The following is an 18,995-nucleotide window of genomic DNA, read 5'->3' on the forward strand; positions in this document are numbered from 1 at the left end:
TTTTAATACGTTTTTAGCAGCCACAAAAAAGGCCACCCTAGTTTGACTAGGGTGGCCTTTTTGATGAAATAGTTGATTAAAGCTTATTAGCTCCAGCCAGTAATTTCTTTTAGTGCTTTGCCAATATCAGCTAAAGAACGAACAGTTTTAACACCAGCGTCTTCTAACGCTGCAAACTTCTCATCTGCAGTGCCTTTACCACCTGAAATAATCGCACCAGCATGGCCCATACGCTTACCAGCAGGCGCTGTAACACCAGCGATGTAAGATACAACAGGCTTAGTAACGTTAGCTTTGATGTATGCTGCAGCTTCTTCTTCTGCAGTGCCACCAATCTCGCCAATCATTACGATCGCTTCTGTAGCTGGATCTTTTTCAAACAACTCAAGCACGTCGATAAAGTTAGTGCCTGGAATCGGATCACCACCAATACCTACACAAGTAGACTGACCAAAGCCTGCATCTGTAGTTTGCTTAACTGCTTCATAAGTTAAGGTACCAGAACGAGACACTATGCCTACTTTACCTGCTAAGTGAATGTGACCTGGCATAATGCCGATTTTGCATTCACCTGGGGTGATAACGCCTGGACAGTTAGGGCCTACTAAGCGAACACCCAACTGGTCACAAACGACCTTACACACCAACATATCTAAGGTTGGAATACCTTCGGTAATGGCAACAATAAACTTAATACCAGAATTAGCTGCTTCTAGAATAGAGTCCTTACAAAAAGCTGCAGGCACATAGATCACAGAGGCTTGCGCACCTGTAGCTGCAACAGCTTCAGCAACCGTATTAAATACAGGCAAGCCTAAATGTGTTGTGCCACCTTTACCAGGTGTTACACCACCCACCATCTTAGTGCCATATTCAATGGCTTGTTCAGAATGAAACGTACCCTGACTGCCAGTAAAACCTTGGCAAATCACCTTGGTGTCTTTATTAATCAAGATACTCATGCTGCACCTCCAGCTGCTGCAACCACTTGCTGGGCTGCACCACTTAAGCTAGTGGCGGCTATAATATCAAGGCCGCTTTCAGCCAACTTTTGACTTCCCAGTTCTGCATTATTACCTTCCAAACGCACAACCACAGGCACACTTACGCCCACTTCTTTAACTGCACCAATGATACCTTCTGCAATTAAATCACAACGTACAATGCCACCAAAAATATTAACAAGTACGGCTTTAACACGATCATCAGACAAAATGATTTTGAACGCCTCTGTTACGCGTTCTTTGGTTGCGCCGCCACCTACGTCTAAGAAGTTAGCCGGGAAGCCACCATGTGTAGCTACAATATCCATTGTACCCATAGCTAGGCCTGCACCGTTAACCAAACAACCTATAGTGCCATCTAGGGCAACATAGTTTAGCTCCCAAGAAGCTGCATGAGCTTCACGCTCATCATCTTGACTTGGATCATGCATGGTTTGAATATCTTTGTGACGGTAAACAGCATTACTGTCGATCACTACCTTAGCATCTAAACAGTGCAAATCGCCGGCATCTGTTACTACTAGTGGGTTAATTTCTAGCAAGGCTAGGTCTTTGTCTTGGAACAACTGCGCCAAGCCCATAAAGATTTTAGTAAACTGACCAATCTGCTTGCCCTTAAGGCCAAGCTTAAACGCCAAATCACGACCTTGGTATGGCTGTGCGCCGGTTAAAGGATCAATTTCTGCCTTTAGTATTTTTTCAGGAGTCTCTTCTGCAACCTGCTCAATTTCAACGCCACCTTCGGTAGACGCCATAAATACGATACGCTGGCTACTGCGATCAACTACAGCACCAAGATAAAGCTCTTGAGCGATATCAGTGCAAGTTTCAAGATACACTTTAGAAACAGGTTGTCCATCAGCATCTGTCTGGTAGGTAACCATGCGGTTGCCTAGCCACTTGTTAGCAAAATCAGCTGCTTCTTGCTTAGAAGTAATTAACTGTACGCCGCCTGCTTTACCGCGACCGCCAGCATGAACTTGTGCCTTAATTACCCAACGCTCACCTGGAATTTGATCCAGTGCAGCCATAGCTTCTTCTGCTGTATCTACGGCGATACCGGTAGATACGGGCAAGCCGTACTGGGCAAACAACTGTTTGCCTTGATATTCATGAAGATTCATTATGTTGCCTGTTTACTTAACGTTAAATTTAACTTAAATAACTACTTTCTTGCTTTCCTGTTAGCCACATGAATAGCATGGCCATCTACTGCTAAAGCTGCTTCGTGCACAGCTTCACTTAATGATGGGTGAGCAAATACAGTAAGTGCTAGGTCTTCGGCAGTAGAGCCAAATTCCATTGCGATTACGGCCTGAGCAATAAGCTCAGATGCGTTACCTCCAATAATGTGACAACCTAAGATACGATCTGTCTTTGCATCAGCAATCAGCTTTACAAAACCTTGTGTATCGTTTGCTGCCATAGCACGGCCTGAAGCTGCAAATGGGAATTTACCCACTTTAATTTCCACGCCTTCTGCTTTTAACTGCTGCTCTGTTTTACCAACCCATGCCATTTCTGGATGAGTATAAATAACCCAAGGGATACAGTCATAATTCATCAGTGCTTTATGCCCAGCGATGATATCTGCTACCATCATGCCTTCTTCAGAGGCTTTGTGAGCTAACATTGGACCACGTACTACATCACCAATAGCATAAACCCCAGGAGCACCTGTTTTACAATGTTCGTTAACGTGAATGAAACCACGCTCATCAAGGCTTACCCCTGCATCAGCTGCTAATAACCCTTCCGTGTAAGGTTTACGTCCAACAGCCACGATTAGTTTGTCAAAAGTAAGAGTTTCAGGGTCTCCATCAGCTTTTTTAACAGACACTTTAACTTCATTATCCACCACTTGCGTGCCTGTAACCAAAGCACCAAGGCGAATATTCATACCCTGCTTCTTTAATAGCTTAGCTGCTTCTTTAGATAGATCTTTATCAGCTAAAGATAAGAATGTATCCATAGCCTCTAATACAACAACATCACTACCTAAACGCTGCCATACAGTGCCCATTTCCAAACCAATAACACCAGCACCGATGATACCTAGTCGTTTTGGCACTTCACTAATATTAAGTGCGCCAACGTTATCCACAATCATGTCATCAGTTAAAGGTGCTGGCGGAATACTCACAGCCACAGAACCTGCAGCCAAGATCACATTTTTAGCCTTCACTTCACTCACACTGCCGTCCACAGCTGTCACTTTAACTGTGCAGTCTTTTTGTAGCTGCCCTGTGCCATGGATCAAGGTGACGCCATTGGCTTTAAATAAGCCCGCTACACCAGATGTGAGGTTTTTTACAATAGTATCTTTACGAGCCAACATTGTGGCTACGTCCATAGATACTTCACCCGTGTTGATACCATGCATTTCAAATTCATGTTTGGCATCATGAAACTTATGGGTAGAGTCTAATAATGCTTTTGATGGGATACAGCCAACGTTTAAGCAAGTACCACCCAATACTGGGGTACCCTTTTGGCTCGTCCATTTTTCTACACAGGCTGTTTTCAAGCCTAACTGAGCAGCACGAATGGCAGCAACGTAGCCACCAGGGCCACCGCCAATAACAACTAAATCAAATTCTTGGGACATAATACTTTCTCATGTTTTTTAATCTACGCAGCATCACAACACAGACTAGGTTAATTAGGCCGGCTTATATTTCTAGCAATATTCGTGCTGGGTCTTGCAGTAATTCCTTAATGGTCACTAAGAACTGAACCGCATCCTTGCCATCAATCATCCTATGATCATAAGACAGAGCTAAATACATCATTGGGCGTATAACAACTTGGCCGTTTTCTGCAACAGGGCGTTCTTGGATAGTGTGCATGCCAAGAATTGCTGTTTGTGGGGCATTCAAAATGGGGGTGGATAATAACGATCCAAAAATACCACCATTAGTGATGGTGAAAGTACCACCTTGCATGTCTTCTAGTGTTAATTTGCCTGCCTTAGCTTGAGTAGCTAAACCCACAATGCCTTTTTCGATATCAGCCAAAGTCATTGCTTCTACATCGCGTAATACTGGCACTACTAGGCCACGATCTGTAGATACAGCAACACTGATGTCTTGATACGCATGATAAACCATATCATTGCCATCTAATGAGGCGTTAACTGCTGGAAAGCGCTTAAGTGCTTCTGCTGCAGCCTTCACAAAAAATGACATAAAGCCTAAACGAGTACCATTATGGGCTTTTTCAAATTGAGTTTTATATTGCTTGCGAAGCGCCATAATTGGAGACATATCTACTTCATTGTAGGTAGTCAGCATAGCAGCTTCATTTTGGGCAGACACTAAACGTTTTGCTATGGTTGAACGCAACCGTGTCATAGGCACACGTCTTGATGTGCGATGTGTTGGCCCAGTAGAAGGTGCAGGCATTTCTGTGGCAACAGGTGCTGCTACTGGTGCAGCAACAGGAGCCGTGGACACTGGTGCGACTACACTTGGGTTTTTCAAGTAATTAAGCACGTCTTCTTTAAGCAAACGCCCACCTTTACCCGTACCTACAACCAAACTCGCATCTAAATTATTTTCGTGTAGTAACTTACGCACAGCTGGGCCACTTGCATCAAGTGCGACAGCATCAGCTTCTGTTGCAGTAACGGCTTGGGCTGCTGCGGCGACATCGCCTGCAACAAACATAGCAATCACTTCGTTACTCAACACAGTGCTTCCTTCACCTGCCATAATTTCTGACAAGCTACCGTCTGCTGGCGCAACCACTTCCATTACTACCTTATCGGTCTCAATATCAACGATCAAATCATCACGTTTGCACGCTTGCCCTGGTTGCTTGTGCCAAGTTGCGATAGTGCCATCGGCCACAGACTCAGGAAAAGATGGTGCTTTAATTTCAATAGACATGGTTTATCTCTTCGCTTTATTGATTAGTAGGGTTTGCTCTATTAACCCGTTCATGATTCTAATCCCAGTGCTTGGGCTACTAAATAACGTTGTTCTTCTAGGTGCACAGACATGTAACCACATGCTGGCGCTGCAGAGGCAGGCCTTGAGGCAACAACCAAAGGCAGGCTAGGACGGCCACTTTGAACAACTTTACGCATATGATGCTGACTGCAATACCAAGCACCTTGGTTTTGGGGCTCTTCTTGACACCAAACTACAATTTCTAGATTCGGGTATTGCGATAACACATCAGTTAAATGCTGCTCAGGGAACGGATACAATTGCTCAATGCGAACAATCGCCACATGATCTAACTTGCCCAAACGACGCTGTTCAAGTAAATCGTAGTAAACCTTGCCACTGGTTAGCACAACACGTTTCACTGCCGCTTTGCTGTGATCATCTACATCATCGATGACGTTTTGGAATTCGCCATTAGCTAGCTCGTCTAGGCTTGAGATAGCCACTTTATGACGAAGTAGACTCTTAGGCGACATTACCACTAGTGGTTTGCGCATAGGGCGTATCACTTGACGTCTGATCAAGTGGAATATTTGTGCTGGAGTCGTAGGCACACAAACCTGAATATTATGCTCAGCGCACAGCTGCAAGAAACGCTCTAAGCGCGCCGAAGAATGCTCTGGACCTTGGCCTTCATATCCGTGGGGTAGCAGCATCGTTAAGCCGCACATACGGCCCCACTTATGCTCTCCACTGGTAATAAACTGATCTATTACGACTTGAGCACCGTTGGCAAAGTCACCAAATTGAGCTTCCCAAATAACTAACCCTTCTGGCGCCGTGGATGCATAGCCATATTCAAAAGCTAACACTGCCTCTTCTGACAAAAGAGAATCAAAGATAGTGAATTGAGGCTGTGTGGGTGATAGGTTACGTAAAGGGACATAAGCGCCACTACCTTTTTGATCGTGGAGTACTGCATGACGATGAGAGAACGTTCCTCGTCCCACGTCTTGTCCAGTAAGACGGATAGGATAACCTTCCTCTAACAAAGACGCATAAGCCATAACTTCCGCAAAACCCCAGTTTATTTCTGTAGCTCCAGATGCCATTTTCAAGCGGTCATCAAGAATCTTTTTCACTTGGCGCTGCACAACAAAACCTTGAGGCACCTGATCTAAACGTTTACCTAAGTCTTTCAATAACTCAGCAGAAACTCGCGTATCACCAGCGGCTGTCCACTCATGGTTCAAGTATGGCTTCCAGTTAACAAATAAAGTTTCATCAGGAGTGGTCACAAGAGATTTAGCCACATGCTCACCGTTATCCAGTGCATTACGGTAATCGTTTTGCGAAATAGTGATGTCTTCTTGCGTGAGAACACCATCATTGATCAATTGTTGACCATACAATGTCGCCACAGTTTGTTTGGCTTTAATGGCGTTATACATGAGCGGTTGCGTACCAGAGGGCTCATCAGCTTCATTGTGTCCGCGACGACGATAACACACTAAATCTATCACCACGTCGCGCTTGAATTCATTACGATAGTCAAGTGCTAGCTCTGATACAAAGGCCACTGCGTCTGGGTCATCACCGTTAACATGAAAAATAGGTGCGTCTATAAATTTAGCAACATCGGTGCAATAAGGTGTTGTGCGCGCATCTTCTTTTTTACTGGTGGTAAAGCCCACTTGGTTGTTGATAACTATGTGTACAGTACCGCCAGTTTTATAGGCACGAGTTTGGGACATCTGCAATGTTTCCATTACTACGCCTTGGCCGGCAAATGCTGCATCCCCATGCAAACAAATAGGTAGCACTGTGTCACCATGGGGATCATTACGGCGGTCTTGACGGGCACGTACTGAGCCTTCAGCAACTGGATTAGCAATTTCTAAATGCGAAGGGTTAAATGCTAAAGCCATATGAACTTCTCCACCTGGAGTGTTCACATTGGTTGAAAAACCTTGATGGTATTTAACATCGCCAGAGGTATTTAAAGGGCGCTTACCTTCGAACTCTTCAAATAAATCAACTGGATTTTTGCCAAAAATATTAATCAATACGTTAAGACGGCCACGGTGAGCCATGCCAATAACAATTTCTTTGGCTTTGTTACTGCCTGAACGCTGGATAATATTATCCAACATTGGAATAAGGGTTTCGCCACCTTCTAGGCCAAAACGTTTGGCACCAGAAAAACGCGAAGCCAAATATTTTTCTAAACCTTCAGCTGCGATTAAACGTTCAAAAATATGACGACGCTTTGCTGGTGTATGTGTCGGGTGGCTGCGCACTGACTCAACGCGCTGCCTGATCCATAGTTTCTCATCTGTATTTACAATGTGGCTGTACTCACAACCCACTGTTGAACAATATGTTTTTTCAAGCCCTGCAATGATTTCTGACAAAGGCATTTCTTCTTTGCCTAAGTATGACGCACCCACCTGAAAAACAGTGTCTAAGTCTGCAGCTGATAATTCATGGAAATGTAAATCTAAAGTGGGCACCACTTCTTTAGGTTGAAGCTCTAAAGGATCTAGACTTGCAACTTGGTGACCATGCAAACGATAGGCGTTAATAAGTCGCATCACTCGCACTTGTTTACGCTCGTGATCACTGCTTAAAGTAGAGGTTTGTACAGGATGTGATTTACTTTGGTTTTTACCTAAGAGAACAAAGTGTTCTTTTATTGTAGAGTGAGGTATATCGCCACTGATGGAGTTGGGCACTCGTGGCAATTGATCAAATTCTTGGCGCCATTGCTCTGGAACTGCATTGGGGTCACGTAGATAGGTTTCGTACATTTCTTCAATGTACGCGAAATTACCACCAGAGAAATGAGACTCACGCCTCTGCTGCTCCATTACGCTGTCTTGCATTCAGTATCACCGATTGTTTTATTTATGGCCTAACCTAACCAAACATGCATAGTATAACGCGTATAGCGCCAATTGGTTAAGTTACATCGTCAATTTTTCTAAAGAAACACACGCTCAAAGCTTTAACTGCCTTAAGCGTGCTTCACATACCCTTAGGTAGCTCTGGTCATTAGCATGTTACGAATATGCCCGATTGCCTTAGTAGGGTTTAAGCCTTTAGGACATACGGTTACGCAATTCATAATACCATGACAACGAAACACACTAAACGGGTCATCTAGGCCTGCCAGACGCTCTTCAGTGGCCGTATCTCGACTGTCAGCTAAGAAACGATAGGCCTGAAGCAAACCGGCTGGGCCAATAAAACGATCAGGATTCCACCAAAATGATGGACAAGCAGTTGAACAACATGCGCACAGAATACACTCATATAAGCCGTCCAATTTTTCACGCTCTTCAGGTGACTGAAGGCGTTCAATGCCTGGGGCTGGCGTATCATTCAACAAGAATGGTTTGATTTTTTCGTATTGCTTATAGAACTGATCCATGTCAATTACCAAATCACGAATGACAGGCAAAGCAGGCAATGGACGAAGCACTAATTTGTTATTTTTTACAACCGAAGACAAGGGTGTAATACACGCCAAGCCATTGGTACCATTAATATTCATACCATCAGAACCACATACGCCTTCGCGGCATGAGCGGCGATAAGCAAGGCTGCGATCTTGAATTTTCAACAGGTTCAAAACGTCTAATACCATGATGTCCTTACCACCAGTATCTACTTCAAAGTCCTGCATATAAGGCTTTTCATCAAGTTCTGGATGGTAGCGATAAATACTCACTGTTAACATATCACTACTCCTTAATAAGTACGGATTTTCGGTGGAAATGCTTCCATCGTTTTAGGTGAAAAGTTTACGTCTCGCTTTCCAAGCCGCTCTTCTAAGGGGTAATACACTGAATGCTTTAACCAGTTTTCATCATCACGTACGGTAAAGTCATTACGAGCATGCGCTCCACGGCTTTCTTTGCGCTGTTCAGCAGAAATTGCTGTGGCAAAGGCTACTTCAAACAAGTTTTGTAGCTCAAGTGCTTCGATACGATCAGTGTTAAATGCACCAGTTTTGTCTTGCAAGTGAAGGTTAGATACCTTTATTCGTAGCTCACGTAACAATTCTAAGCCTTTTTGCATGCTATCGCCTTCACGGAACACACCAAAGTACAACTGCATAGTCTTTTGAAGCTCTTCTCGAACTTCCGAGATACTTTCACCAGACTCAGAATTATTCAAAGTATTAAGGCGTACCATAGCCGCGTCTACATTGGCCTGACTGGCTGCCTCTGACTGATAGCCTTCACGCATCGATTTTTCAATCTGGATGCCTGCAGCTCTGCCAAATACAACTAAATCTAATAATGAGTTACCACCTAAACGGTTAGCGCCGTGAACTGATACACAAGCCACCTCACCACAGGCATATAGGCCATCAACGACTCGGGTTTCTGATTCAGATTCTGGATAAAGCACCTGACCACCAATGTTGGTAGGTAAACCACCCATCATATAGTGGCACGTAGGAACTACTGGCACTGGCTCAAATACTGGATCTACATGAGCAAATGTACGAGATAGTTCACAAATGCCAGGCAACTTACTTTCCAGCACTTCTTCGCCTAAATGATCTAGCTTTAACAGCACATGATCGCCATTCTCACCACAACCGCGGCCTTCTAAAATCTCTAATACCATAGAACGAGCAACAACATCACGGCCAGCTAAATCTTTAGCATTAGGCGCATAGCGCTCCATGAAACGTTCGCCGTCTTTATTGATCAGATATCCACCTTCACCACGGCAACCTTCAGTAACCAAGGTGCCAGCACCTGCGATGCCTGTTGGATGGAACTGCCACATCTCCATGTCTTGGACAGGTAAACCCATGCGCAAGCCCATACCAACACCGTCGCCAGTATTGATTAATGCATTAGTAGTAGACTGATAAATACGACCTGCACCGCCTGTAGCCAAAACAGTAGCTTTAGCTTCAATGTAAACGGTTTCACCTGTTTCGATACAAATAGCGACCACACCAACAACAGCGCCATCATCATTTTGCACCATATCTACAGCGAACCATTCGTTCAAGAAGGTAGTGCCACCTTTTAAGTTACCTTGGTATAAGGCGTGCAATAACGCATGCCCTGTTCGGTCTGCAGCTGCACAGGTGCGAGCGGCCTGACCACCCTCACCAAAATTCTTAGATTGACCACCAAAAGGACGCTGGTAAATACGACCCTCTTCTGTACGGGAAAAAGGCAGACCCATATGATCTAGCTCAAATACCGCCTGCGGGCCAACACTACACATGTATTCGATTGCGTCTTGGTCGCCAATGTAATCGGAACCTTTGACGGTATCGTACATGTGCCAGCGCCAATCATCATTTGGATCATTACTTGCTATAGCGCAGGTAATACCACCTTGAGCCGACACTGTATGTGATCGAGTTGGAAATACTTTAGTAATACATGCCGTCTTTAATCCCGACTCAGTAAGCTGTAACGCAGCCCTCATACCGGCACCACCACCACCAATAACGATGGCTTCATAGGACATTTTACGTAAAATGTTTGACATAACTTATAGGCCCCAAAGAAGCTGAACACCCCAAATGGTGTAAATAAACATTAACAAACCAACTACCATTTGGAACACAAAGCGCACAGCAAAGTGCTTGAGGTAATCAGTAGAAACAGACCAAAGACCGATCCAGCAATGGGCACCCAAAGACAAAAGCGCCATTAAACTAAAAATACGCATGCCTGTGCCGCTAAATAAAGCGCTCCACTGCACAAAATCTATTTGTGGGTTTAACAAAAGGTAAAGCACCATAAAAATAGAGTAAACAGCAAGTATTACAGCGCTTACACGCTGCACTAGCCAATCGGAAAGGCCACTACGACCATAACTTGTTACTGTGGTTACCATACCCAGACTCCTGCTAATACAGATAATAAGGCGGTTAAGGCAATTACGAATTTCGCTGCCCTGTTGGCGCTATCTATTTCTTCGCCATGGCCAAAATCCATAACAAGATGCTTCATGCCTGCACTAAAGTGAAACCCTAAAGAAGACAACAAACCCCAAGTCACAAACTTGGCAAAGAAGTTATCCTGCAAAAGAGCCTGCGCTGAGGCAAATTCTGAGGCACTAGATAATGATGAATCAAATATGTTGAACAAAAACACTAGGCCCACAAACAAAACCACACCAGAAATACGGTGACAAATAGAAATCACAGAAACTAATGGATGGTTGAATGTGCCCAGATCAAGGTTTACGGGTCTTTTATCGCTCACGGCTACCTACTCTTGGCTAAATAATTAGTAAAACTATGGCTTGGAACACTACGTAGAATCGACACTATCTTAACTGAAAGCGTCACGTCGCAGACAAGTATAGTGACTTGAAACACATAAAACAACGAAACCTTTGTCGTATATGAGTTCTTTTAATGAGTTTAAATTAGTGTCAATTTAGCGTTAAATTTTGTCCATAAATCAGCCCTATGGCTTTACAAACCTCGCCCAAAGGAGGAACATATATTGAATATGATATAACAACCCTTCTCTATATCACTTGTGGTTATACCTAGAATCTATTTGCCGAATCCACGCCACGGACTTTATTCACTGTGCCTAGTGTAGAATATCCTTCGAGTTTTAAGGGATGTACTACTTACGTCCGCTGTTTATAATTGTGCAATAGAGCTACATTACCGCCTTGTACGCCCACCTATGCCCCACAACATTTTTCAGGAGCCAACAAATGTCCGAAAGAAAAGCCACTCTTCACATAGAAGGTATGGACCCAATTGAACTGCCAATATACTCAGGCAGCACAGGCCCAGACGTGATTGATGTACGTCAATTAGTGAGCAAAGGTCTTTTCACTTACGACCCAGGCTTTGTATCTACAGCATCCTGCGAATCTAAAATCACTTACATAGATGGTGACAATGGTGTGTTATTGCATCGTGGTTATGCCATTGAAGACTTAGCAGCTAACTCTACCTATTTAGAAACTTGCTACCTACTTATCCACGGCGAGCTTCCTAACGCAAAGCAGATGGAAGTGTTTGAAAAAGAAATCACCACCAACACAATGGTGCATGAGCAACTTATACAATTTTTCAGAGGCTTTCGTCGCGACGCTCACCCAATGGCGATTATGTGTGGTGTTGTGGGTGCCTTGTCTGCTTTCTACCACGATCAACTTGATAACGACAATGCCGAGCATAGAGAAAAAGCGATTCATCGCTTAATTGCCAAAATGCCAACTTTGGCAGCCATGTGTTACAAATATTCTATCGGCCAACCTTTCGTGTTTCCACGTGAAGAGCTTACGTACGCTGAAAACTTCTTGCACATGATGTTTAGCAAGCCTACTAAAGACAGTAATGTCGACCCAGTGCTGGCCCGCGCCATGGATAAAATATTCATGCTGCATGCTGACCATGAGCAAAATGCCTCTACATCTACGGTCCGTTTAGCTGGTTCCTCTGGCGCCAACCCATTTGCATGTATTGCTTCTGGCATAGCCGCTTTATGGGGCCCTGCTCATGGCGGTGCCAATGAAGCTGTGCTTAACATGCTTGAAGAAATTGGTGACGTGTCAAACATAGATGCTTTTGTTGCTAAAGCAAAAGACAAAGACGATCCTTTCCGCCTTATGGGCTTTGGCCACCGGGTATATAAAAACTTTGATCCCCGCGCCACGGTCATGCGTGAAACCTGTGATGAAGTACTCACACTGCTTGGCATAGACAATGACCCTTTGTTGCAAATTGCTAAACGCCTAGAGCAAATTGCGCTGGAAGATGAATACTTTATTCAACGCAAGCTATACCCCAATGTAGACTTTTATTCAGGTATTATCCTTAAAGCGATTGGTATTCCATCATCAATGTTTACGGTGATTTTTGCGGTAGCTCGTACCGTAGGATGGATATCACACTGGCATGAAATGCTTAATAGCCCTTATCGAATTGGTCGTCCTCGCCAATTATATACCGGCGAAACTAAACGCTCTTACTTAAAGAAGTAATCTTCATTTGAGCCTTTCAAAACCACCTTAGGGTGGTTTTTTATTGCCTGCATTAAACCTCTGGCACGGTCTTTGCTTTGTACAGTAGAAAGCGCTCATTTAAGCGTGATTTAGCAAGCATGGTTGCAAAATGCACCATTATCACCCATAGGTAGCATTGCCTCGCCCCAATACAGGGCGAAAATACCGATGCCAAAATACAAATCCTGCGCAACATAATGGTGCGCGGTTATAGTTAAGGAGTTCCAGTGGAAGCCACAACAAGTGCAGTAGCAGCCTTAGTGCAAAGCTCAAACACCCTCTTCATTCTTATGGGGGCCATCATGGTGCTCGCTATGCATGCAGGTTTCGCTTTTTTGGAGGTAGGTACAGTTCGCCATAAAAACCAAGTCAACGCCTTAGTTAAGATAATGACTGATTTTGGATTTTCTTGTGTGACCTATTTTTTTGTTGGTTACTGGATCGCCTACGATCAACACTTTTTTATTAGCGCACAAGAACTCGGCGCGAATAACGGCTATCAGTTAGTCAAGTTTTTCTTCTTAATGACCTTTGCCGCAGCCATTCCCGCGATCATCTCAGGCGGCATTGCTGAACGAGCGCGCTTTTGGCCGCTACTTATTGCAGCTGCCTTAACTGTTGGCATCGTATACCCCTTATTTGAAGGCATTGCTTGGAATGGTAATTACGGTTTTCAAGCATGGCTTGAAGCAACCTTCGGTGCAAGTTTTCATGACTTTGCAGGCTCTGTAGTAGTGCATGGCGTAGGTGGATGGCTAGCACTTGCAGCTGTGTTGCTGCTGGGCACACGCAAAGGACGCTACCGTAAAGGCAAGCTTGTCGCCTTTGCACCATCAAGTATCCCGTTTTTAGCTTTAGGTTCGTGGATTTTAACCATAGGCTGGTTTGGCTTTAATGTTATGTCCGCTCAAACTTTAGATGGTATTAGTGGTCTGGTAGCAGTAAACACTCTCATGGCCATGGCAGGTGGCACCATTGCAGCACTAGTCATTGGTAAAAATGATCCAGGTTTTGTTCACAATGGTCCATTAGCGGGCTTAGTAGCAATATGTGCAGGGTCAGATTTAATGCACCCTATTGGCGCGTTAGCTGTAGGCCTTATTGCCGGCGGACTTTTCGTTTATGCCTTTATGCTCACCCAAAACCGCTGGAAAATTGATGATGTTCTTGGAGTGTGGCCACTTCATGGCTTATGCGGCGCATGGGGCGGTATTGCTGCAGGTATTTTTGGCTTAGAAATGTTTGGAGGTTTAGGCGGTGTAAGCCTTATATCCCAACTGATAGGCACACTTTTAGGCTTATCTATTGCCTTAGTTGGTGGCTTTATTGTTTACGGTGGCGTGAAGGCATTTATTGGCCTTAGACTGACTGACGAAGAAGAGTTTAACGGCGCCGACCTTAGTATTCATAAAATCGGCGCTACGTCACAAGACTAAAAAATGAGTCTTACTTAACCCAAGGGTTAAACTTCCCTTTAACCTTGGGTGGAGTGATATCGGCCTGCTGTGGGGCACTAGTGGCCTTTTCTGGAGCGCTAGAGGCCTTTTGTAGGTCGTTAGATTCATTGGCTGAAGAGTTAGACTCAGCCTCTTCTCTAGCTTTAGCTTCAGCTGCAATAGTGAGTTTCATTTCAGCCTGAAACGCCAATCTATCTTCAGCTTCATAAGCCAACCTAGCTTCAGCTTTCACTGCTGCAATAGATGCAGGAGTGGATGTAGCATAATCTGCGTCATAGAATTCTGACGTATTTTCTACTTCTGGCTTATATTTACGAATTTCCCAACAGCGATGGATTTTCTTATTACGAGCAAAGTCTTTATCTAAGGTTTCATCACTGATGTCTACTACATGATTATGCTGTAGCACTTTTTCGTCTAATTCAAAACGTCGATAGTTGGTAGAGAATATCAACAAACCATCTTCTGTGAGTAAATCCATCACTTTGTGAATCATCCACGCATGATCACGCTGCACATCTAACACACCTACCATTTTCTTAGAGTTTGAAAATGTAGGAGGATCAAGGAAAATAAGGTCATACTCACCTTTATGACTCTTAATAAACTCCATACAATCGTGTTGCTCAAAGCGATGGACCTGGTCACTAAAACCATTCAAGGCAAGGTTCTTTTTACCCCATGACAGGTAGGTAGCCGACATATCTACACTCAAAGACTTGTGCGCCCCACCCTGCACCGCATGCATAGTAGCTGTGCCGGTATAACAAAATAAGTTTAAAAAACGCTTGTTATGAGCTAAGTGTTGAATTTTTTGACGCACAGGCCTGTGATCTAGAAACAAGCCTGTGTCTAAATAATCATTAAGGTTAACTAGCAGCTTACAGCCACCTTCTTGAACCTGAATGTATTCACCTTTTTCGTCATGAGTTTGGTACTGATCCTTACCCGTTTGCTGACGACGCTGTTTCAACACGATACGTTCTTCTGGAACCTGCAGCGCTTGAGGCAGCGCTAACATCACCTCTTCTAGGCGACGTTGAGCCTTTTCAGCGTCAACAGTCTTGGGAGCTGCGTATTCTTGTACATGCAACCAATCACCATACACGTCAATCGCTACAGCATACTCTGGCATATCGGCATCATATAACCGGTAACATTCAATTTTTTCTTGCTTAACCCATTTACTAAACTGCTTGCGGTTTTTCACCAAGCGGTTAGCAAACATTTGTGCTCCTTCACTTAGCGCTTGTAGTGGGATTTCTCCACTGGCTTGGCGACGGTCTGCAAAACGGTTGGAGGTTTCAAGAGTGTACATTAACAATTGACTCTTGATCGCTCCATTATAAAACGAATATTGCTTGTGGGAGCGCAAACCCACAGCTTTGCCTAATTCAGAGTTACCCGTAAATACGGCTAATTCCCAGCCAATAAAATCTTGGCTTAAACGCTCGCCAAGGTGCTGATATAAATATTGGATATCTGCCACTTCACTTAAACGCTCACCGTAAGGAGGGTTTGTGATCACTAAGCCCATTTGCTGCTCAGCATTATGAGTGAGTGGCTTTAAATCTTTAAGCTCTCGGTGGCTAACACGAATACGATCAGTCATACCGGCTTGTTTTAAGTTTTCACGACATTTAGAGACCGCTTTTGGCTGGCCGTCATAACCATGGATTTCGCTAGTGGCAGCAGCTTCGCCAACTTCTCTGCGCAATTCTGCAGCATCCCAAATTTCACGCCAAAGCTCTACATTGTGTTGCTTCCACATTTGCAAACCAAAGCGCCAGCGCAAAAGACCAGGCGCCGTATCAGATGCCATCATGGCAGCTTCTATTAAGAAAGTACCAGAACCACACATAGGATCCATTAATGGCTTACCGGCAGCTGCCATAGCTGGCCAGCCAGCACGAATCAACAACGCTGCTGCTAAGTTTTCTTTGAGCGGCGCCATACCACCTTCTTTGCGATACCCACGTTTATGTAGGCTCTCTCCTGACAGGTCCAAACTAATGCGCACTCGACCGCGCACAACAAATACATTAATGCGAACATCTGGCTCTTGTTTAGCTATATTAGGACGTAATTCACCCTTGCTTCGAAATTGATCGACAATGGCATCTTTTACTTTAAGCGCACCAAAGTGAGTATTATCAATGCCGCGCATACGGCCTGCATAGTCCACTAAAAAGGTTTGGTCGCTGTCAAAGTGTTGCGTCCACTCTACTTTACTGACGGCATCATAAAGCTCATCGACACTATCTACAGCTTCATCATGCAAAAGTAATAACACGCGGTTAGCTAAACGACTCCATAGACATGCACTATACCCAACTTTTAAGTCACCATTAAAATAAACACCACCTTGCGTTAGCTTGATATCTTCAGCCCCTAAAGGGCCTAGTTCATCGGCCAATATAGGCTCCATAGCTTTGGGACAAGTGGCGAAAAAGGCGTAGGTCATAGGTCTATACTGCGGTCATTAAATGGGCGCGAAGTATAACATCATTGGGAATGCGAAGGGGAATTGGATGCGTCGCTTAGCACGCGCAGACAGATAAATAAGGCTTAAGGTCTGGGTAAATAGAATAACCAATTCAAAATATTAGTTATTCTTTATGAAGACGTTATTGTAAGTCACAACAACGTCTATCGTTAGCTTAAACACAGTCACTTAACACTAGGCTAGACTGGAAAATAATGATCAACCAACAAAAGCACAAACAATAACATGAGGTATATGATTGAATACCAAAATGTTTTCATCGCTGCTTTTTCATAGGCGCCACGATACAAACGAAAGGCCCAGTACAAGAAACGAATGTTTAATAAAGTCACACCCACTAAGTATATAAAGCCACTCATCCCCACTATGTAAGGCAGCATAGTGGATATAATCATCAACACGGTATATAACAAAATTTGTAGGCCAGTGAACTCTAGGCCATGTGTGACGGGCAACATCGGAATTTCAACTTTGGCATACTCATCACGCTTATGAATCGCCAAAGCCCAAAAATGAGGAGGTGTCCAAGCATAAATAATAAGCACTAGCAAAAGCGCATTAGGATCTATAGTGCCAGTGACAGCAACCCATCCCAAAAGTGGAGGCATTGCCCCTGCAAGCCCACCAATAACAATATTTTGAGGTGTAGCTCGCTTAAGATACCCTGTATAAATAAACGCATACCCTATGGAAGACGCCAACGTCAACCAAGCTACCATTGGATTGACTAATACATACAAAATAGCAAGGCCTACAACAGTCATCAATGCAGCAAAAATAATCGCATGAGACGGTTTAACTTTACCTTTGGCCACTGGACGGTTATGAGTGCGACCCATTTGTCCATCAATACGCCTATCAATAACATGATTCACAACAGCTGACGCACCTGAAACCATAGCAATACCAAGGTTCCCCCATATTAGCACTGGCCATGGCACCATACCTGGTACCGCTAAAAACATGCCCACTAGAGACGTTAATATCATGAGAAAAACCACGTTAGGTTTACACATCTCATAATAGTCACGCCAATTAATACTCATTGGCGTGGCTGTGGCTTCAGAACTCATTGAGGCGCCCTCGGCTAGAAAATACTACATAATTAAGACTGACAGTCAGCACAAATAAACATGCGCCACCAAAGTTGTGGGCAACAGCAACGTCCAGGGGCAGCAAGTAATAAATATTAGCCAAACCTAAGCAGAACTGCACAAAAAATACGACTAAAAAGCCTAGACCAAATTTGCGTAAACGACGATCATCTTGTGACATTAAGCGGTAGCTTAACAGCACCAGAAATACACCTAAGATCATAGCACCATAACGGTGTAAAACGTGAATAGCCGTGCGAGCTTCAGTATGCATCAAGCCGCCCAAATAACTTGGCCCAAGTGTCTGAGTGATATCAAAACCCTCTGAAAAATTCATTTTGGGCCACCAAGTGCCGTTACAATCTGGCAAAGTAGAACACGCTAAAGCAGCATAGTTAGAGCTCATCCAACCGCCTAAAAATATTTGAGCAATAACTAATAATAGCGCTAAAGACGTCCAAATTTTCAACTGACCATGCGTAATATTAGACAGTGACAAACCTTTAAGGGGACGACCTACACGGCGTAACTTTATTAACAGAATAGTCAATAAACTAGCAATAAAAAAACCACCCATCAAATGAGCTGTAACTACTTGCGGCCACAACTTCCAAGTAACAGTCCAAGCACCAAAGGCACCTTGGAGCATTACCATGGCTAGCAAACCTTGTGTTAGACCAAAAGGATAATTTAAACGCTTTCGCTGAGACCAAGATGACACTGCAATCACTAAGATAATAAACCCAAGTAGTGTTGCAAAGTAACGATGAATCATCTCCAGCCACCCTTTAGCTACCTCTACCGGAGCATCTGGGTATAGGGCTTCAGCCGCTGCAATCGCTTCCACAGTTTCAGGTACTAACAGGTTTCCATAACAGCCAGGCCAATCAGGACAACCCAAGCCAGCATCGGCAAGGCGAGTCCAAGAGCCTAGAATAATAACGCAAGTTACAATAGCAAGTGCGATACAGGTTAAAAATACGCTCCATTTAGGTGCGCCAATAGTAGGAGTGTTCATAATG

Annotated in this window: 14 protein-coding genes; 2 read left to right on the forward strand and 12 right to left on the reverse strand. The window is 44.1% G+C overall.

Annotated elements, in window-relative coordinates; genetic code table 11:
• Positions 1–86 precede the first annotated feature (86 nt).
• The 9 genes from sucD to sdhC all read right to left on the reverse strand — a co-directional run bounded on the left by sucD (position 87) and on the right by sdhC (position 11,148).
• Positions 87–962 (reverse strand): succinate--CoA ligase subunit alpha, encoded by an 876-nt coding sequence (gene sucD / locus ABXT42_RS06770; protein WP_443627394.1) that lies wholly within the window; start codon positions 960–962, stop codon positions 87–89.
• Positions 959–2,128 (reverse strand): ADP-forming succinate--CoA ligase subunit beta, encoded by a 1,170-nt coding sequence (sucC, locus tag ABXT42_RS06775; RefSeq protein WP_443627395.1) that lies wholly within the window; start codon positions 2,126–2,128, stop codon positions 959–961. Before sucC ends, sucD begins: the two co-directional genes overlap by 4 nt.
• A gap of 41 nt (positions 2,129–2,169) precedes the next feature.
• Positions 2,170–3,612 carry a dihydrolipoyl dehydrogenase gene (gene lpdA, locus ABXT42_RS06780; protein ID WP_443627396.1) on the reverse strand — a complete coding sequence of 481 codons (1,443 nt, stop codon included), beginning with the start codon at positions 3,610–3,612 and terminating at the stop codon, positions 2,170–2,172.
• A gap of 64 nt (positions 3,613–3,676) precedes the next feature.
• Positions 3,677–4,894 (reverse strand): 2-oxoglutarate dehydrogenase complex dihydrolipoyllysine-residue succinyltransferase, encoded by a 1,218-nt coding sequence (gene odhB, locus ABXT42_RS06785; RefSeq protein ID WP_443627397.1) that lies wholly within the window; start codon positions 4,892–4,894, stop codon positions 3,677–3,679.
• A gap of 50 nt (positions 4,895–4,944) precedes the next feature.
• Entirely contained in the window at positions 4,945–7,782 is a 2,838-nt protein-coding gene (locus ABXT42_RS06790; protein WP_443627398.1) for a 2-oxoglutarate dehydrogenase E1 component, read from the reverse strand.
• 152 nt (positions 7,783–7,934) lie between these two features.
• Positions 7,935–8,639, reverse strand: a complete 705-nt coding sequence (locus ABXT42_RS06795; protein ID WP_443627399.1) for a succinate dehydrogenase iron-sulfur subunit — start codon at positions 8,637–8,639, stop codon at positions 7,935–7,937.
• An 11-nt stretch (positions 8,640–8,650) separates the two neighbouring features.
• Positions 8,651–10,426, reverse strand: coding sequence for a succinate dehydrogenase flavoprotein subunit (sdhA, locus tag ABXT42_RS06800; protein WP_443627400.1), 1,776 nt, complete (start codon positions 10,424–10,426; stop codon positions 8,651–8,653).
• 3 nt (positions 10,427–10,429) lie between these two features.
• Entirely contained in the window at positions 10,430–10,777 is a 348-nt protein-coding gene (sdhD, locus tag ABXT42_RS06805) for a succinate dehydrogenase, hydrophobic membrane anchor protein (RefSeq protein ID WP_443627401.1), read from the reverse strand.
• Complete coding sequence (gene sdhC / locus ABXT42_RS06810; protein WP_443627402.1) at positions 10,771–11,148, reverse strand: succinate dehydrogenase, cytochrome b556 subunit; 378 nt, start codon at positions 11,146–11,148, stop codon at positions 10,771–10,773. Before sdhC ends, sdhD begins: the two co-directional genes overlap by 7 nt.
• 469 nt (positions 11,149–11,617) lie before the next feature.
• On the opposite strand from sdhC, the gene gltA reads away from it, so the two are divergent.
• Positions 11,618–12,895, forward strand: a complete 1,278-nt coding sequence (gltA, locus tag ABXT42_RS06815) for a citrate synthase (RefSeq protein ID WP_443627403.1) — start codon at positions 11,618–11,620, stop codon at positions 12,893–12,895.
• Between the two features lie 248 nt (positions 12,896–13,143).
• The gene (locus ABXT42_RS06820) at positions 13,144–14,352 is read left to right on the forward strand and encodes an ammonium transporter (protein ID WP_443627404.1); all 1,209 of its coding nucleotides are present in this window, start codon (positions 13,144–13,146) and stop codon (positions 14,350–14,352) included.
• 10 nt (positions 14,353–14,362) lie between these two features.
• On the opposite strand, the gene rlmKL is transcribed toward ABXT42_RS06820, so the two are convergent.
• From rlmKL to ABXT42_RS06835, 3 genes are all read right to left on the reverse strand, one after another.
• The gene (rlmKL, locus tag ABXT42_RS06825; protein WP_443627405.1) at positions 14,363–16,837 is read right to left on the reverse strand and encodes a bifunctional 23S rRNA (guanine(2069)-N(7))-methyltransferase RlmK/23S rRNA (guanine(2445)-N(2))-methyltransferase RlmL; all 2,475 of its coding nucleotides are present in this window, start codon (positions 16,835–16,837) and stop codon (positions 14,363–14,365) included.
• 221 nt (positions 16,838–17,058) lie between these two features.
• The gene (cyoE, locus tag ABXT42_RS06830; RefSeq protein ID WP_443627406.1) at positions 17,059–17,952 is read right to left on the reverse strand and encodes a heme o synthase; all 894 of its coding nucleotides are present in this window, start codon (positions 17,950–17,952) and stop codon (positions 17,059–17,061) included.
• Positions 17,942–18,991, reverse strand: coding sequence for a COX15/CtaA family protein (locus ABXT42_RS06835; RefSeq protein ID WP_443627407.1), 1,050 nt, complete (start codon positions 18,989–18,991; stop codon positions 17,942–17,944). The genes cyoE and ABXT42_RS06835 overlap by 11 nt, the downstream gene beginning before the upstream one ends.
• Positions 18,992–18,995 lie beyond the last annotated feature (4 nt).

This window comes from Candidatus Njordibacter sp. Uisw_002, assembly GCF_047730155.1.
Lineage (GTDB): Bacteria > Pseudomonadota > Gammaproteobacteria > Pseudomonadales > Balneatricaceae > Njordibacter.

What these genes read in the sequence shown, in the direction of transcription:
- sucD (WP_443627394.1), bottom strand. Translation starts at nt 962, where the DNA reads ATGAGTATCTTGATTAATAAAGACACCAAGGTGATTTGCCAAGGTTTT.
- sucC (WP_443627395.1), bottom strand. Translation starts at nt 2,128, where the DNA reads ATGAATCTTCATGAATATCAAGGCAAACAGTTGTTTGCCCAGTACGGC.
- lpdA (WP_443627396.1), bottom strand. Translation starts at nt 3,612, where the DNA reads ATGTCCCAAGAATTTGATTTAGTTGTTATTGGCGGTGGCCCTGGTGGC.
- odhB (WP_443627397.1), bottom strand. Translation starts at nt 4,894, where the DNA reads ATGTCTATTGAAATTAAAGCACCATCTTTTCCTGAGTCTGTGGCCGAT.
- ABXT42_RS06790 (WP_443627398.1), bottom strand. Translation starts at nt 7,782, where the DNA reads ATGCAAGACAGCGTAATGGAGCAGCAGAGGCGTGAGTCTCATTTCTCT.
- ABXT42_RS06795 (WP_443627399.1), bottom strand. Translation starts at nt 8,639, where the DNA reads ATGTTAACAGTGAGTATTTATCGCTACCATCCAGAACTTGATGAAAAG.
- sdhA (WP_443627400.1), bottom strand. Translation starts at nt 10,426, where the DNA reads ATGTCAAACATTTTACGTAAAATGTCCTATGAAGCCATCGTTATTGGT.
- sdhD (WP_443627401.1), bottom strand. Translation starts at nt 10,777, where the DNA reads ATGGTAACCACAGTAACAAGTTATGGTCGTAGTGGCCTTTCCGATTGG.
- gltA (WP_443627403.1), top strand. Translation starts at nt 11,618, where the DNA reads ATGTCCGAAAGAAAAGCCACTCTTCACATAGAAGGTATGGACCCAATT.
- rlmKL (WP_443627405.1), bottom strand. Translation starts at nt 16,837, where the DNA reads ATGACCTACGCCTTTTTCGCCACTTGTCCCAAAGCTATGGAGCCTATA.
- cyoE (WP_443627406.1), bottom strand. Translation starts at nt 17,952, where the DNA reads ATGAGTTCTGAAGCCACAGCCACGCCAATGAGTATTAATTGGCGTGAC.
- ABXT42_RS06835 (WP_443627407.1), bottom strand. Translation starts at nt 18,991, where the DNA reads ATGAACACTCCTACTATTGGCGCACCTAAATGGAGCGTATTTTTAACC.